This window comes from Sinorhizobium sp. GQ132, assembly GCF_059758575.1.
This window is the reverse complement of the sequence record NZ_JCAXDX010000007.1, coordinates 1-16,674: the sequence shown is the minus strand read 5'-3', so window position 1 is coordinate 16,674 and position 16,674 is coordinate 1. Positions and strand designations below refer to the sequence as shown.

The following is a 16,674-nucleotide window of genomic DNA, read 5'->3' as shown; positions in this document are numbered from 1 at the left end:
CTGCGCGATGGAAAGAGTGAGATCCGTGCGAAGCCCCCGTCCGGCAACATATCTTTTCGGAGCGCGCGCGTTACGCGACTTCGGCGACGGCTTCGTCGCTGTCCTGTTGCCGGTCTATCTGCTCGCACTCGGATTTTCGCCGCTGCAGGTCGGCATCATCGCGACCGCATCGCTCTTTGGCTCCGCGCTGTTGACGATTGCCGTCGGGTTCCTCGGGGCGCGCCACGATCTTCGCTGGTTGCTTCTGGCCGCCGCTAGCTTGATGACGGCCACGGGCGTCGCCATGTCCTTGGCGCAGGATTACTGGCTGCTGCTGGTGATCGCCTTTGCCGGCACGATCAACCCCTCGGCCGGCAGCGTCAGTGTCTTTGTGCCGCTGGAGCACGCGGCGCTCACCCGCGAAGTGACCGATGCGGAGCGGACGAGGATGTTTGCGCGCTACAGCTTGATCGGAGGGCTTGCCGGTGCCGCCGGCGCGCTCGCCGCAGCCCTTCCCGAGTTCACAATCGCCGTGGGGCTAGAACGACTGACCGCAATCAAGTGGATGTTCGTGCTCTATTCGCTCATGGGCATTGCCGGCGGCCTTCTCTATGCCCGTCTGCCGAAGCGTATGATCAGCTCCGAATCTGCCAAAGCCGCCGCGCTCGGTCCCTCGCGCGCCATCGTCTTGAAGCTTGCAGCCCTGTTCAGCCTCGACGCCTTCGCCGGAGGCTTCGTCGTCCAGTCACTGCTCGCGCTCTGGCTGTTCGAGCGTTGTCGATCTGTCGCTCGCGCAAGCCGGCGTATTCTTCTTCTGGTCGGGTGTGCTGTCGGCGTTCTCGTTTCCCGTCGCCGCATGGCTGTCGCGGCATGTCGGCCTCATCAACATCATGGTGTTCACCCACATTCCGTCGAGCATTGCCCTCCTGCTGGCGGCGTTCGCATCCAACTTGCCCCTGGCGCTTGCCCTGCTGCTCATCCGGGCGGCGCTCTCGCAGATGGATGTGCCGACGCGCTCTTCCTATGTGATGGCCGTTGTCACCGAGGCGGAGCGGGCCGCGGCCGCGAGCTTCACATCCGTGCCGCGCAGCTTGGCCGCAGCGGCCAGTCCCGCCCTTGCAGGTGCTCTCCTTGCTGCAACCTATCGCTCTTCGCCCCTCGTCATCTGCGCCATGCTGAAGATCGTTTATGACCTTCTATTGTCGCTGCAGTTTCGCCAACTCAAACCACCTGAGGAACGGTAAACCATTCATGATCAGTACGCTTTGACCGGGAATAGCGTTGTTGGTGAAGTACTAAAGGCTGCAGCTTCCGAGCCGGAGGCCCATCGCCCCGCGAGTGAGTTCGACTGGATCATGGACTTCCGCTTCGGGTCGAACTTTCCGCTTCAGACCACGTCGCAATAGGTTGGAAAGCCGTCGTCCCCTCAGCACGGCGCTCGACGAGCGCGACCTGATGTACTGAAGGTCTAACAAAATTTCGTCGAGTGTCGCCTCACCGCCCCTGGTCCAACCTCGGGCACAGGCCTCATTTAGACTTTCGTTCCAGTAGCGTGGCAGGGTTTCATCTATGGCCTCGTCAAGATCCTGCAACTCGTCGTCGGTCTTGGCCCTGATCTATGGGCTGGTCAGGGGCGGCTGTCGGAGAATTCCGACAGCCAATCGGCCGCCAACGAACCTGAGCCGGCGCTTCAGTGAGGCGGCTGAGTAATGGAACGGAGGACGCCATGATGAACGACATGATGGGCGGCGACATGATGTGGGGCATGGGCGGCGTCGGCATCCTCGCGCTGCTGGTCATCGTGCTCGTGATCGCGGCACTCGTCAAATACCTGTTCTTCAGATGACAGGTCACCGCGCGTCAGATAACGCACTGTTGACGGCGCGGGCCGCTGGAGGGACGCATCCGCGCTTGTATTTGCAGAAGTTCGGCGCGATTCTTCCGTCATGAAGCACAGGTCGGTCCGACAGCTTGTCCTTGTCCTCCTCGCGGTCTTCGTCGCCGCAGGGATGGGCTTGTCGGTCGCCCAGGCGAGCGGCATGTCCGCCAGGATGGCGACGATGTCCGACATGGCGATGCCGGATCACGGCGACTGCCAGGATTGCCCTGACCAGCCCGGCGACGGCGGCATGAAGGCCATGGCCTGCGGCAACGTCTGTGCCGCTCCCGTCATCGCGCCGCTTCCAACTGCGGCGGTCATTCCCGATGGCGAGAAGCCGGCTTCCGTCGTCGCACCCGATCTGTCTCTTGATGGCAGGTCACTGTCTCCCGATCCCGACCCGCCACGAACTTCCGACATCGGCTGATTTCCGGCTGTCGCGGCCAGGCGACTAGGCCGGGAGAACGAACGCGCGCATTTTGGTCCAACAAAGCCCGCGTTCCGTTACCCACGATGATTGGAAGGGTCGAATGTGAATAGGGATTTCAACTACCCCGTGTCGCGCCGGGATTTGCTCCGCGTCGGCGGGGGACTTTTGCTGACGGCTGTGCTACCAGCACTGCCTGCGCGAGCGTCGCCCCAGGACTACCGGGTCGTAGCCGCGCCCGCACGCGCGCGACTTGCTGGCTCCGGCCAGCCAGAAACGGACGTCTGGACCTACAACGGAACGGTCCCTGGCTCCCTTGTCGAACTTCGCCAGGGCAAGCCCGTTCGCCTCGTTGTCGAAAACCGTCTCGACCAGGAAACGACCGTGCATTGGCACGGCATCAGGCTTCCCAATGCGATGGATGGCGTGCCGGGCCTGACGCAGCCTCCCATCAAGCCCGGCGAGGGCTTCGTCTACGAGTTCACCCCGCCGGATGCCGGAACCTTCTGGTATCACCCGCATGCCAACAGCCTGGAGCAGCTTGGCCGCGGTCTTGCCGGAGCGGTGATCGTCGAGGAACGCGAAACCATCGCCGTCGACCGCGATCTTCTCTGGGTCGTCGCCGACTGGCGGCTGACCGACGGGGGCCGAATTGCCGCGAGCTTCGGCAACCGGATGGAGGCGGCGATGTCCGGCCGCATCGGCAACACTGTGACGCTCAACGGCCGCGTTTCGGAGGAGGAACCGTTCCGCGCGGGTGAGCGGGTCCGATTGCGCCTCGTCAACGCTTCACTTGCGCGGATCATGGCCTTGCGCTTCGCCGGACATCGCCCCGTTATCATCGCAATCGATGGCCAGCCGTGCGATCCGCACGAAGCCGAGGACGGACGCATCCTGCTCGGCCCGGCCATGCGCATCGATCTCATGCTCGACATGCAGGGAGAGCCGGGAAGGCGCTACGACGTCGTCGACAATTTCTACGACGGCCTGTCCTACCGGCTGACGCAACTTGCCTACGACGAGCGGCCGCCGATCCGCGCGCACGCTCTCGACGCGGCGCTGGAACTGCCCCGCAACCCCCTGCCGGAGCCCGAAGTCGCGTCGGCCGAGCGCCACATGCTGACCCTCCAGGGCGGGATGATGAGCATGAGAGGCATGTCCGGCAGGGGCGGAATGAGGAGCGGCGGCATGATGGGCATGGGCGGGATGATGGGCGGCGGCGGGATGATGGGCATGGGGCACCCCGCTGTTTGGGCGATCAACGGGCTGTCGATGACGGGCGACGGCCACGCCGGGATGGAGCCGTCGCTGACATTCCAGCGCGGACGCAGCATCGTCCTGACCTTGCGCAACGAAACGGCCTGGTGGCACCCGATGCATTTCCACGGCCACAGCCTGCGGGTGCTCAGCCGCAACGGCAGAGCTGTGCCGCACCGTCAATGGCAGGACACCGTGCTGATGGCACCTAAGGATGTCGTCGAGGCCGCCTTCGTCGCCGACAATCCCGGCGACTGGATGCTGCACTGCCATGTCATGGACCACCAGATGTCCGGCATGATGACTGTGCTGCGCGTCGCCTGAAGCAAACTAGATTACCCTAGGAGAACCGAAATGAACCGCACGATCCGCTTCATGAGCCTCACGGCTCTCGTCGCCTTCGCCAACCCGGCGCTCGCCGATCCCTTACAGGCGACACTCTACAAGAATCCGCAATGCGGCTGCTGCGAGGGCTATGCCGCCTATCTCCGCGACAACGGCTTCAAGGTCGACGTGAAGCCGACCAACGACCTTCTCGAGATCAGCCACAAGGCGGGCGTGCCGGAAGGCATGGAGGGCTGCCACACGATGTTCATCGACGGCTACGTGATCGACGGCCATGTTCCGGTAAACGTCGTCCGCAAGCTTCTCAAGGAGAAGCCGCCGATCGCCGGCATCACCTTGCCGGGAATGCCGATGGGTTCGCCCGGCATGGCAGGTACGAAGACTGAGAAGTTCGTGATATACACCGTTCCCAAGGACGGCAAGGCAGCGGAGGTCTACGCGACCGAATGACCATGATGCCCCGCATCTTTGCAGCCAGCCGGTCCACCGTGTTCGACCCGCGCCTTCGGCTTCTGCTTCTGCTGGCGGTCGTGGGCTTCGCAGGAATCGCGGGCATGCTTATTTTCAGAGGTCCTGTCGCCCCTGGACTTGAGGGTGGTCCCGAGTCCCGTGCCCGACCTCCGGTTCGCCGACGGGGAGGAGTGGCCGCTCTCGCTAGCGGACTTCCACGGCAAGGTCGTGTTGCTGAACGTCTGGGCGACCTGGTGTCTGCCATGCCGCAAGGAGATGCCGACACTCGATTGGCTGCAGGCGGCACTGAGCGGCCAGAACTTCGAGGTCGTCGCCCTCTCGATCGACCGCCAGGGAACGGAGACCGTGAGGACGTTCTATTCGGAAATCGGGGTAAAGCACCTCGCCCTGTACGTCGACGCCAGCGGCCAGGCGCTGTCCGCCCTGGCGGCGTTGGGCTTGCCGACGACGATCCTGATCGACGCCGAGGGGAGGGAGCTTGGCCGGCTGGTCGGTCCCGCCGAATGGGCCGCGCCGGAGATGGTCGCGTTTCTCAAGTCGATCATCGAACCAAAAGGACAGCAGATGACGGTACCCGACAAGGAAGATTCGCAATGACCGTTCCCGAACCCAACAAACTACCGCGACCTTCGCCTCGCGAAGACGGCTGCCTGTTCTCAGAATGGCTACGCTGGCGACCGCCGCGTTGCTCGCCTCGGTCATCCCCGCCGCCGCGCACTCGCTCGAGGAGGTCGACCGGGACCTCCGCGACAAGGAACAGTACTTCCAAGCCGTCGACAGCATTGCGCCGGGCTTCACGCTGCACGACGCCAGTGGCCGGACCGTCGGCCTTGGAGACCTCGGCGGCAAGGTCGTCGTCCTAAATTTCGTCTACACCAACTGTCCCGACGTCTGCCCGCTGCACGCCGAGCGGATCGCCGAGATTCAGAAGATGGTCAACCAGTCGCCGACGAAGGACATGGTCGAATTTGTCACCATCACCACGGACCCCAAGCATGACAAAGGCTCCGTGCTCCGCGACTACGGCGAGGCGCACGGCCTCGATCCCGCCAACTGGGTGTTCCTGACGTCCGCGCCGGATGCGCCCGAGGACTCGACGCGTAAGATCGCCGAATCCTACGGGCTCAAGTTCACCGACGACGGGCATGGCATGCAGATGCACGGGATCGTCATCCACGTGATCGACCAGGACGGCCGCCTGCGTGCCCGCTTCCACGGCCTGAAGTTCGAGCCCGTCAATCTTGTCGTCTTCGTCAACGCGCTGACAAACCGGACTCAGAAGCCGCATCCGGAGCCGGGCTTCTGGGACAAGCTCAAAGGATCCCTCCCATGATAGCTGACGCACAAAAGGATTCGGCATCCAGTTCGCCAGAACCAGGCTCTGAGACAGGAAACGGGTCCGAAGCTTGCGCCATTCGGTATTCGGTTCATTCGCATTGGCCATGCTTTCCGTCGTGCCGTCAGCCGTGGCGCTGCTGTATGCGGCGAGAGTTCTTCCGCCGCTTCGCGCCAGCGACGATCTCGACCGCCAACTCCACGCCTATCTCCTCAAGAACCCCGAGGTCATCCTCGAATCCGTCAAGAGTCTGGAGGCCCGCCAGCAGGCCGCGGCCGAGAGTGAAGCGACCGCTGTGATCGCAGAGCGCCGCGATGAAATCTTCAACGATCCGGATTCACCGGTCGGTGCCAACGCCGGGGGAGATGCCATCCTCGTCGAGTTCTTTGATTACGACTGTCCGTACTGCCGTCAGGCCACGCCGCTGCTCGGCAAGCTCGAGCAGGCCGACAGGGGACTGCGCCTCGTCTACAAGGAATATCCGATCCTCGGTCCGGGCTCCGCCTTCGCCGCCCGCGCCGCGCTGGCGAGCCGCAAGCAGGGCAAGTATCTTGCCTTTCACTAGGCAATGATGACCTACGAGGGCAGAATCACCGAATCCTCCAGTCTGGAGGTCGCGGCCCGCATCGGCATCGACGTAGAGCGCCTGAAGAAGGACATGGAAGACCCGGCGATCGACGCGACCATCAAGCGCAATATCGCGCTCGCCGGAGCCTTGCGGATCGGAGGCACGCCGAGCTTCGTCGTCGGCGACGATGTCGTCCGCGGCCTGGCGGACGAGTCGACGCTGAAGCGGCTGATTGCGTCGGCGGGTGGGAGCTAGGGCAGGAATGTCTTCGAGAACGATCCTCTTCTCGGAGCTGGGGATTGCCGCGGCGGGCTTGGGCCTCACCGGGGCATGGCCCTGGCTGGCGGCCCGGATTGCGAACGGCGATGCCTCGGCCGAGACCGTCGCGCTCGGTGAGACGCTCTACGGCAAGCATTGCGCCGCCTGTCACGGAGCGAACCTCGAAGGGCAGTGCGACTGGAAAAGCCCGCTGCCCTCTGGACGCATGCCCGCGCCGCCGCACGATGCATCCGGCCACACCTGGCATCATGCCGACGGCATGCTCTTCCGCATCACCAAGCAAGGACCGGCAGCGGTTGTCGGCGGGGGTTACCAGAGTGACATGCCGGGATTCGGGAATGTCATGAACGACGGTGAAATCCGCGCCGTGATCGCCTTCATCAAATCCACCTGGCCGGAACGGGAGCGCGAGTATGAGGCAGAGATGAGCCGCGGCGAGCGGGAAACAACTCAGTAATGGAGGGCGTGCGCCCATCGTCTACGGCCGTGCGCTGCCTTCGTACATGAACGTCATCGGCTTGGCCCTCGCATGTAGCCGGTCTCCATCCGATCGAGGCGAAAGCCGCCGTGCTCAATCATCGATCGGATCGGGCGGTTGAGATGGCAGCCGCCGCTGATCTTACTCCAGATTGGAGTAAGGGTATCCTGCCACCAGCGAACACCACGGTCAGGCGAAAGCCCATGCTCGACGAACAGCAGCCTGCCGCCCGGCTTCAGCACGCGCCGCATTTCAGAAAGCGCCGCGTCGGCTCGCGGAATGGTGGACAGGGTCCAGGTCGTCACGACCGTGTCTATACTACCATCGTCGAGCGGTATGGCTTCAGTAGATGCCTCTATGAAGTTCACGGGGATTTCCGCATGCGGAACGCGACCGGCCATCGCGAGCAGATTTTCGTCAGGCTCCAGCGCGAGAACCTCCCGGACGACCGGACGATAGTGGGGCAGGTTCAGGCCGGAACCGCTGCCGATCTCCAGCACGCGCCCCTCCGCGGCGCCGATCACGCGTTCGCGATAGGGGTGCAGGCGCTCGTTGCGCATGGATAGATCGCAGAGCTTCGGGAGGATGACTTCGCTGTATATTCCCATGGGCGGCCCTTTCCGAAGTGAAGCAACTTGTGCACGCGTGTTGGCCTACGTCTCGCGGATGCGCCGCTTTCGTCCTCCACATCGAGTGCGTGCCGTAGCGCTTGGGATCAAGCCCTATGCTTGACACCCACCGTTCGACGATCCTGCCATATTGCCGCGTCGACAGATGCGGCTTTGCGTGCACGCCCCGTTCGCCCAGTCTGCGACTTCCTCAGCGACAGCCTCCCGCGTTTGATCGGTGAGTTCGAACTGCACTGGTCGGCCCGTCTTCCGCTGAACGATGATCGCTCGGTCGCGAATCCTTCCGGAAATTGCAACATCAGCAACTAAGATCGTGACGAGATCACAAGCTCGCAATTTGCTGTCGGTCGCGCGATTGAACAGCGCCAGGTCGCGCACGGCGCCTAACATCTGGAGGCGGGTTCGTATCGCCCAGACCTCCTTCGGCTTCAATGGGGGCTTTTGACCGATGATGCGGCCCGAATTCCAGCTAGACATAGCCTTCCTCCCGAAGCCACCCTCCACAGCCGCAGCGCTCAACCTTCAAGCGGATTGATCGTACCTGCGAGAAGCGACTTTCGGGTGGAAGACAGTCGTTCCGTCTTGCTCATCGGAACGAGCAGGTTGCGCCAATTGCGGACGCTTGGTGACGATACGCCGAACGTCTTCAGTGCGGGGCGCTAGCCGTCCGGCAGCTTTCAAGTAGCCGAAATCATATAGCGGACCTTCATCCAGCTAGCTGATACGCTGGAAGCCCGCCGCGCTGATCTGACGGCCCGCCCGCCTCACTCTTGGGGCGACGGTTCGGCATCGGCCTTCGGCGGCGTCGTGGCGGCCTTGGCTTCCGCGGCCCTGATGCGTTGGGCGAAGGACGAGAGGTCGATGCCGACGGGGATCATCTGAGGCGCCAGCGCATCGGCAGACGCCATGTCCAGCGCGATCGTCTCCAGATGGGTCATGACTTCAGCGAACTTCAGATAGCCGCTCCCCTTCTCCCAACCCCTGGTGCGCACGGTGTTGTGAACAACGAGGAGGATGCCGAAGCGATTATCCTTGTCGCGCAGATAACGGCCGCGCAGCTGCACGGTCAGTGCCTCCTCGAGTTGCTTGAGCGACCAGCTGCCGGCCACCTTGATCTCGATTGGCGACTTCGCCGCCGGATCTCGCAGCGAGCTCAGGCGGATGTCGGGTTCTTTTTCCTCGGCGACATGCGGTTCGCGCTCGAGCGAATAGCTGTGCCCCTGCATGGAAGCCAATTTGTCCGCAAACCAATTCTGGACATCGACTTCGTCGGGCAGGCGCGCGACGGTCAGGCCCTGGTTGAAGTCGCCGTGCAGCTGGTGTGCGATGTCGCTGAGGCGCGCGACGCCGACGCGTTGTAGGTCTTGCGATGTCGCCGGCACCAGCTCGTGGCTTCTCTCGAACGTCAAGACATCCACCGCGCGCAGAGCCTTCGGTTCGGAGTCCACCGCTGCGCGCTCGAACGCCAGCTCGCGCAGGCGACGATCCCAGACGGGAAAGTCGGGGATCCTTCGAAAGCGCTGGATCGCCGCGTAGGTCGCATAGCCCGGCGTATTCACCAGCGTGTTGAATAGCCCACTGCGCACATCTTCGGCATGGTCGCGCTCGTCGGGGGAGTAGGCCTCGAGGCTCGGTCGGTTATTGTCCTCGTCAGGCCGGATCTGCTCGAAGGCGAGCAGCACTAAGCATTCGAGGCTGGCAAAGGGAACCGGCGACAGCTTGAGCTGATCGAGCCGAAAGCGGGAGCCGAAGGCACGCGGGAGCGCGGCCTGAGCGAGGAGCACCTGATCGTTGCGGCTCATGGTCTGAAACGCCTGGATCAACAGGTCGGTCGCACCCGCCGCATCATGGGCGTAGACGAGTCCGATATTGGCGGCGCGCGTCCACCGGCTGCGCGGCTCGAGGCTGCGGCGCGATGCCAGCGGAATGGCCGCCGCGAGAGTAGCCGGGTCCCGCGCGATGAGGCGCAAAGCCATGTCGAGCGCGTCAGCAAACAAATCGGGATGCGCTTCGAGCCAATTGAGCATCAGCGGCGCCATGAGCCTCGCAACCGTATCGCCGGCGCCGACCACGTCTTGCAGGTGGGTGCGAGACTCGGCCGCGTTGGTCGGCTCCAGATCGACCGCAAGGTAGCGCCAGAGTATATCCTTCACGACGGGCGGGGTGCGCCGCGGCCAGGTCATCGATCCATTTCGGAAAACCGTTGAGCTCGCGCGTCGCGAAGCGAGTGGCAAGCTTTGCCTCCTCCTCATTGAGCGCCGCCGCCCATCCCGGATTGTCGCTCGCTTCCAGGGTAACGCCGACGATACCGAGCAGGTCATAGGCGCGGCTGATCCGGCGCTCCTCTGGCGGCACCTCAGACGGAAGCGCGGTATGCAGCAGCCGCCAATATTGAATCATCGCCTTGCGAAACGCCTCGACCACCTCATCGCCGAAGAGCGGGCGCAGCGGCGAGATATCGGCAATCGCGTAATGGGAGCTGTTCTCGCCGAGACGGCTGAGCAGGTGCCAGAGATGGTAGAGACGGCCATCAACCTTGCCATCGCCAGGCTTCAGATAGTCAAGCAACAGCTCCGGATTGCCTTGCACTTCATTGCGGAAATCGATCCAGCTCTGATCCGCGCGCGCCTGATCGACCGCGTTTTGTGCCTCGCGCTTCGCCTGCCAGGCCTCAAATCGCTCATATTCGGGGTTGCGCCTGGGGGCCGCGAACCAGCTGTCGATCGTCTGTTGGACGACGGTCGCCGGATTGGCGGCGCGGATCCGTGCCAAAAGCGCCGGATCATCGCGCCCTCGCGCCAGATCATCATCGCCCCATTCGTGGCGAACCGCAGGTCATTTTCGTCCGACCGCCATCCGATGTCCTCGATTAGCCAATCGATGTCGGCCGCCAGAATACGCGGACCAAGACCGATGAACTGCAGCTGCCAGGGGTGGTTGAGCGGCGTCTCCTTGGCCATCCGGAACCGGTCGGCGCACCGCCACAGCGCAAGCCGGCGCCATTCGGGCGTGGCGTTGATCTGCGCCTCAAGGTCGAGCGCATCCTTCTCAAGAACCCTTCGATGGCGACGGCTCATGCGCCGGCTCTCACCGACCCGGATCGCGGCGTCGATGATGCTGTCGGACAGATGGGTCGCCGGGATCAGGCTGGCATAACGTGCGGCGGCAACCTCGAGCGTCTCGAGGATCTGCTTGTCTTTTGGATCCGAGCTCTCTCGATAAAGGTCGACCTTCACCACCAACCGATCGAGCAGGCCATCGACGATGACGAGGGCAGACGCCGGGTCCGGGATGCGGGCAGCAAGCCGGGGTCCGTGATAATCTAGATCGAGCCCGCCATCGCCGCCTTTGTTGCGCACCGCACCGATCAGCGTCAGCAGATCCTTGGCGGCAATCAGCCTTGGATAAAGCTTGTCAAGCGCGTCCCAGACCAGGCTGGGATGAACCTTGTCGGCATGCTCTACCAGATCGTGGACATAGTCCTGCAGCTGGTCGGTCGATCCGGTGGACAGCAGCGCGCGTCCGGCGAAGATTGGCGTGTAGCGATCGGTGTATCCGGCCCGGACTGCCTCAACGGCGATGTCGGCGCAGGCGTCGAGTTTACCGAGGTGGATCAACAGCATCAGCAATGTCCGGGCGCCGGACGAGCCTTTCAGCGCCGTCCATCGGTCGCGCACATAGTCCGCGAGGTCCGGCTGCGCGAACCGACGCAAGGCATCATGGTCGGGGATGGCGAAATGCTCGTCCTCCACGGCGGTCTCAAGGATACAGTCGAGTGCGCGGACCCTAACCTCGAGCTTGAGGCTGGATGGGTCGCCGGCGTCCATGAGCAGGCGCGGATCGCGCGCGACGATCTCCTGCGCGGTTTCGGCGTCCCACAGCGCAAGCCAGGCAGCGGTCGCGCGCATTGAGGGAATGACGAGCTTCACGCCGTAGGTTTCGGCGAACAGGAGCTCGAAGATGCGCGACCCGTAAGGTTGCCGTCCTTGCGCAGCCGCGCCAGCCACTTCGCCGCGAGGAAGCCGCGTACCGCCCCCTGATTGTTCCGGCGTGGCTGGGTCGAAGATCGCCCGGTTGATGAGCGCGGCCTGCTCGCCGGGCGTCAGATCGGGGGCGATATCCTTAAGATCGAGAAACGCGACATCGGCCCGGGCTTCGCCATCGGTGTCAGGCACGACGATGGTGTCGAGCTTTTGGAGGACGAGCGCGGCACCGATCCGCTCGACGGCCGTGCGCGCCTTGCAGGCGTCCAGCGCATCGGTGCGCGCGCGCGACAGGTTCGTCTCTTTCAACCGTTCCGTGATCGAGACATCCAGCATCTCCTGAAGCGAGCCGAAACGGCCATGAGTTCGCCAATAGCCGGCCAGCCAGTCGAGGTCGGTCGGACGGCGGGCGAACGACCAGAGATTCTGCCGATCAAGCTCGGCGAACAGACGATCGACGTCGGTGATGCCCTTGGCCCGAGCGAAGGTTTCGACGCGCGCGCGGTCGAGCGCCGCCATCACCACGACCAGGGGCTTCTCGGCGGGCTCCGGGTCTTTTTTCCGCCGATCGTTGCGGACGGCGTCGATCAGTTCTTGGTCAGCGCTGATCGGCTCGAGCTTCTCATCGGGAGGCGGAAGCGGGATTCGCTCAAGCAGCGTCTTTAGGTCGCGCTTGAACTCCCAGTCGCTCACCCGCCCGCTCAGTACGATATGGATGCGTGTCGAGAAGCCGTCGATCGCGTCGGCGACGTCGGTCAATATATCGAGCAGCGCGAAATCCGCCCGCTTCGCCTCATCGACGGAATCCAGGAAAAGCCAGCACGGTTCGGCGGTGGACTGCCATTGCGCGAAGCGGAGCCATTCCGCCGCGCCAAGGGCGGACTGAAGGCTGCCACGCTGCCCGACCTTTTGCAGCGTGGTGATGAAGGCCGTCCGGCCTTCGGCACCCAAGCGCTTAGCCTGCTCCGCCAGCTCGGTCGATTTACCGCTGCCCGCCTCGGCGAGGATGACGACGCGCCGCCGCTCTAGCAGCGCCTCCCAATCGTAATTGCCCGAATAGCTTTCCAGATATTGCGCCAGTTCGACGTCCATCGCGACCTCCGCGTCCCAGCGAACGAACTGGCGGTCGAGGGATACAGGGTCGGTCATTGGCACATGTCTCACTGGTCGTCACAATCGAATCGCGGAGGTTACCGGACGCGTCGGGCTGAGACGGTAATGACACCCTCAAAGCAAAACAATGTTATCTCAATACGCTACGCGCAGGCTGCGCACAGTTCTTATAATTGCCGGTTGATCGAGAGCAGCAGACCGCAATCCACTAAGTGCGGAAATGTTAGCGCGCTCCCGCGCTTCCTGATGGATTTCCGCTTTTGGAATCGACGAGCGATGTCTAATCGCAGCCGTGGGGTCAAGTATCTTTATATGAGACGCGTGTGCCGGGTTACAGGGTTGTCTTCGCGGTCGGCAGAGGCCGCCGCATCATGGGCTTCGTTGGAAGAGCCTTCAATGTGGACGACGCACTCGGCTGGGTCAGCGGTGGCCGGGCCCAAGCATCGAATGGAGAACAGCCATGGAAGAATATATCGGTCTCGACGTGTCGATGAAAGAGACGGCGGTGTCGATCCGCCGCGACGGCAAACGCATCTGGCGCGGGAAGTGCGGCAATCCCATCAACGGAATGGCTCAGCCTACGTCCCGGCAGGGACGTGGGGTAATCGCGGGAGCGCGTCGCGTCGCCCTCAAAATCAATCATAGCTTTGGAGGGTGGCTGTTCCCCGATAGGATGGAAATACGGGCTCACGACTGGACCGCCGCCGATATGGGGACAGCGTCGTTCGTGAAACGTGGCGGGAACGGCTAGACCGGGCTCAATCGAGCCGTTGATCGAGTAGCGCCGGGTGGACGACGCGTGACGCAAAAATCAGGGATTTCACGGCATGCACCCGAAGCGTCCTGCAGCACCACTTCGAACCCATCTGCTATGGAGAAGTCGGCTTACGCAAGAACATTGCGATAAACGTCAGCAGGACAGCAAGTGTAAGCGCCGCACCATAGATCAACTGGAATGAACCCGCTTGATCCTTGATGATGCCGCCGAGGAAATTGCCGGTCATGGCACCGAGCCCTAGCATGACATTTCCGATGCCGAAGATCAGGGCGGTCGCTTGGCTTGGATAACTCAGGCTGACATAGGCAGGAATGAGTCCGAAAATCGCATTGAACGCCAAGCCGAACAGGGCAGCACCGAAATAAATCACGGCAAGGCTCCGATGGTCGACGAAGGCGGCGAATGAGGCGGCGAGCAGCAGATAGGCCAGTGCAAGGGCTTTCCGCGCCGTTATCCTGTCGGCAAGGATACCCATGGCGAAGCCGCCGAACATGCCACTGAAGCCAATCATCGTCCAGGCGTGCCCAGCTGCGGTCACGCCGTATCCCAGTTCATCGCGAATGAGAGCGACGAGATAATTCTGTGCCGGCATGCAGGCGACGCCGCTGAGGAACATCATGGCGGGAATGACTAGATAGCCGGGCCGCAGGTAGTTCATCGCGTTCATTCGGTCCAAAGGGTTGCTCGCCCTGCCGCCTGTCGCTATGGCCTTTCCGATGCCTGCGAGCCTGAAAGACCCCCACACGAAGAGCAAAGCGGTGAGGGCGGCGACAAAGAACCAGACCGATTGCCAGCCATATGTCGGCAGCAGCACGGGAATTGCGGAACCGTTGACGAAAACGCCGTAGGCAGTGCCCGACGACATCAGGCCAAGAGCCTTGCCTTGATGAGCCTGTGGGATGACCGCCTTGGCGACGACGACCATGGGCACCCAGACTGAGGCGGATGCCGCGCCCGACAAGAACAGTATTATCGACAGCGTCGCGAGCCCGGAGGTGAACGGGACAAGCAACAGGCACGTCGCACAACAGGCCATCGAGAGAAGGATGAGGCGGATCGCGCCGATCCTGTCTGTCAGAAAGCCGCTGATGAGTGCGGCAATCAGGAACCCGGCCTGCGACATTGCCATGATCGTCCCGGCATGCCGGTAGTCGAGCGAAAGCGCATTTAGCATGTCCGGCATCAGAGCCGGAAAGAGATAGACCCCAAAGCCGTAGGTGGCGGCGATGAAACCAGTGAACATGAGGGTAAGGCCAACTGAACCCCATCGCCGTGCCGGTGGCAGTGCCTGATCGGTTGCAGCCATGCTCCGTCTCCAAATGTCACGTATCGGTATTTGCAGCGATAGAGCCGGGCTTGAGTCCGATCGCACCCGCGGCCGCAAATCCGTCGACGGCCGCAACAGGACAGTCACCCTCGGCCAAGCCTCTACTTATTCAGATTGCAACAATGACCGGTATCGCACAGACGACAAAAGTTGCGGGTTTAGAATAGTGGTGAAGTTCACATCCTCTGCTCTCTCCTCGCCGCGCGTGAACATGAGAGGTTCGGTCAAGGCGCGACAGGCATAGCTCCAAGGCCATGGAGACAGGCCGTCACGTTCTCCGTGCTCTTGCGCGCCAGCGTCTCCTTAGTTTGGCAAGACCTGCCGGCGCGCCTGGCCTGCCGGACGACGGCAAAGGGTCGAAGGGAGCCGTTCTTCACGAGCCCCGTGCACGGCTTGTTGCGAGGACGTTCACGTTCTGGGCTAAAAAGATGGTGTAACGGGCGGAACCCGGCGCGGTAGGTTTGATGGGTCGGTGGTCGTCCCTCACAATGATGGTGTGGCGGAGTCAGGAGTGGCCTGCTCCATAGCAGCACGGAGAGACGACCATGAAGCAGTATGCCGGCATCGACGTATCACTGGAATACTCGAGTGTGTGCGTGGTGGATGTGGATGGCCGCATTGTGCGGGAAGCAAAGATCCTCAGCGAGCCCGATGCGCTGATTGCCTGGTTCGGCGCGCACGGCGTGGCGATGGAGCGAATTGGTCTGGAGGCCGGCCCCTTGTCGCAGTGGCTCCATGCCGGGATGGTGAAAGCAGGTCTTTGCGTCGAGCTGATCGAGACGCGCCACGTGCATGCAGCCTTCAAGACGATGCCGGTGAAGACCGACAAGAAGGACGCCCGGGGCATTGCGCAGTTGATGCGGCTTGGCTGGTTCAGACCGGTCCACTGCAAATCTCTTGCGGCCCAGGAGGTGCGTGCGCTGCTGACCGCCCGCAAGCTCATTCAAGGCAAGCTTCACGACATCGAGATGAGCCTCCGGGGCATCCTGCGCGGCTTCGGCCTCAAGGTCGGGGCGACGACGCGGCGCACTTACGCGGGGCGCATCCGCGAGCTGATTGCCGGCCATCCGACCCTGGAGGCGATCGCGACGGCACTACTGAAGGTGCGCGAGGCGCTTGTGCATGAATTTGCAGGTTTTGAGCGCAAGCTGCGTGCCATCGCCCGCCAGGATGACAACGCACGGCGGCTGATGACGACGCCGGGCGTTGGCGTCCTGGTGGCGCTGACGTTTGTCGCGGCCGTCGATGCGCCGGAGCGATTCCGCTCATCCCGCGCGGTGGGGCCGCACTTTGGATTGACGCCGAAGAAGTATCAGTCGGGCGAGACCGATCATAGCGGTCGCATCTCGAAGATCGGCGATGGCAGTGTGCGAACCGCGCTCTACGAGGCGGCCAACGTCATCCTGACCCGGCCGGTCAAAGGTTCGGATCTGAAGGGCTGGGCATTGGCGGTCGCAAAACGTGCCGGCCCCAAAAAGGCGCGCGTGGCGCTGGCCCGCAAGCTGGCGGTGGTGTTGCATTGCATGCTCAAGGACAGAACCAACTTCATTGCTCATAAGGGAGCGCCAGCCCTGGCGGCTTGATCGGAGGAGACGACGAGACAGGCTTTCGGACGGGCACAGCCATCAGCCCTCCGCAGCGAGGTCCCTTCGCCGGGACGATGGATGGGTTAGGCCGCTATGCGATCAGCAGCACGCGGTGACTGCGCTTCTAAGATTGGCCAACCGGTCCTCAGCAGACACCATAGAGCAGCGGCAAAGCTCCGACTGCGGACAGAAGCAAGCACTCGGCGAGGGATTAAGCTCACAAGGGATTGACGCAAAGC

Annotated in this window: 12 protein-coding genes and 4 pseudogenes; 10 read left to right on the top strand and 6 right to left on the bottom strand. The window is 62.9% G+C overall.

From position 1 onward, the window contains the following. Nucleotides 1-7: 7 nt before the first annotated feature. The 8 genes and pseudogenes from AC6CIG_RS18385 to AC6CIG_RS18350 all read left to right on the top strand — a co-directional run bounded on the left by AC6CIG_RS18385 (nt 8) and on the right by AC6CIG_RS18350 (nt 6,998). Nucleotides 8-1,223, top strand: a pseudogene (locus AC6CIG_RS18385) (MFS transporter). Nucleotides 1,224-1,925: 702 nt separating this feature from the next. Continuing rightward, entirely contained in the window at nt 1,926-2,285 is a 360-nt protein-coding gene (locus tag AC6CIG_RS18380; RefSeq protein ID WP_498323293.1) for a hypothetical protein, read from the top strand. 105 nt (nt 2,286-2,390) lie between these two features. Continuing rightward, nucleotides 2,391-3,866 (top strand): multicopper oxidase family protein, encoded by a 1,476-nt coding sequence (locus AC6CIG_RS18375; RefSeq protein WP_498323292.1) that lies wholly within the window; start codon nt 2,391-2,393, stop codon nt 3,864-3,866. Between the two features lie 30 nt (nt 3,867-3,896). Next, nucleotides 3,897-4,337: a DUF411 domain-containing protein gene (locus AC6CIG_RS18370; RefSeq protein WP_498323290.1), complete on the top strand. Its 441-nt coding sequence runs from the start codon at nt 3,897-3,899 to the stop codon at nt 4,335-4,337. A 159-nt stretch (nt 4,338-4,496) separates the two neighbouring features. Then, nucleotides 4,497-4,955, top strand: a complete 459-nt coding sequence (locus AC6CIG_RS18365) for a TlpA family protein disulfide reductase (RefSeq protein WP_498323289.1) — start codon at nt 4,497-4,499, stop codon at nt 4,953-4,955. Nucleotides 4,956-5,019: 64 nt separating this feature from the next. Next, nucleotides 5,020-5,691: an SCO family protein gene (locus tag AC6CIG_RS18360; RefSeq protein ID WP_498323288.1), complete on the top strand. Its 672-nt coding sequence runs from the start codon at nt 5,020-5,022 to the stop codon at nt 5,689-5,691. 109 nt (nt 5,692-5,800) lie between these two features. Beyond that, nucleotides 5,801-6,517 (top strand): annotated as a pseudogene (locus AC6CIG_RS18355) (DsbA family protein). Nucleotides 6,518-6,524: 7 nt separating this feature from the next. Next, the gene (locus AC6CIG_RS18350; protein WP_498323286.1) at nt 6,525-6,998 is read left to right on the top strand and encodes a c-type cytochrome; all 474 of its coding nucleotides are present in this window, start codon (nt 6,525-6,527) and stop codon (nt 6,996-6,998) included. Nucleotides 6,999-7,019: 21 nt separating this feature from the next. Here the strand turns inward: AC6CIG_RS18350 and AC6CIG_RS18345 are convergent. The 5 genes and pseudogenes from AC6CIG_RS18345 to AC6CIG_RS18325 form a co-directional block, all read right to left on the bottom strand. Further along, nucleotides 7,020-7,627: pseudogene (locus AC6CIG_RS18345) on the bottom strand (class I SAM-dependent methyltransferase). A 58-nt stretch (nt 7,628-7,685) separates the two neighbouring features. Next, nucleotides 7,686-8,125: pseudogene (locus AC6CIG_RS18340) on the bottom strand (site-specific integrase); the annotation flags it as partial. A 287-nt stretch (nt 8,126-8,412) separates the two neighbouring features. Further along, the gene (locus AC6CIG_RS18335; RefSeq protein ID WP_498323285.1) at nt 8,413-9,687 is read right to left on the bottom strand and encodes a hypothetical protein; all 1,275 of its coding nucleotides are present in this window, start codon (nt 9,685-9,687) and stop codon (nt 8,413-8,415) included. Next, complete coding sequence (locus AC6CIG_RS18330) at nt 9,635-10,216, bottom strand: hypothetical protein (RefSeq protein WP_498323283.1); 582 nt, start codon at nt 10,214-10,216, stop codon at nt 9,635-9,637. Before AC6CIG_RS18330 ends, AC6CIG_RS18335 begins: the two co-directional genes overlap by 53 nt. Further along, nucleotides 10,201-12,723: a hypothetical protein gene (locus AC6CIG_RS18325; RefSeq protein ID WP_498323281.1), complete on the bottom strand. Its 2,523-nt coding sequence runs from the start codon at nt 12,721-12,723 to the stop codon at nt 10,201-10,203. The genes AC6CIG_RS18330 and AC6CIG_RS18325 overlap by 16 nt, the downstream gene beginning before the upstream one ends. Before the next feature lie 481 nt (nt 12,724-13,204). Between AC6CIG_RS18325 and AC6CIG_RS18320 the strand changes: the two genes are divergently transcribed. Further along, nucleotides 13,205-13,495: a hypothetical protein gene (locus AC6CIG_RS18320; RefSeq protein WP_498323654.1), complete on the top strand. Its 291-nt coding sequence runs from the start codon at nt 13,205-13,207 to the stop codon at nt 13,493-13,495. Between the two features lie 118 nt (nt 13,496-13,613). Here the strand turns inward: AC6CIG_RS18320 and AC6CIG_RS18315 are convergent, their stop codons facing one another. Beyond that, entirely contained in the window at nt 13,614-14,828 is a 1,215-nt protein-coding gene (locus tag AC6CIG_RS18315; protein WP_498323279.1) for an MFS transporter, read from the bottom strand. A gap of 566 nt (nt 14,829-15,394) precedes the next feature. Here AC6CIG_RS18315 and AC6CIG_RS18310 point away from each other — a divergent pair. Next, nucleotides 15,395-16,432, top strand: coding sequence for an IS110 family RNA-guided transposase (locus AC6CIG_RS18310; protein ID WP_498323277.1), 1,038 nt, complete (start codon nt 15,395-15,397; stop codon nt 16,430-16,432). The last annotated feature ends 242 nt before the right edge of the window (nt 16,433-16,674 follow it).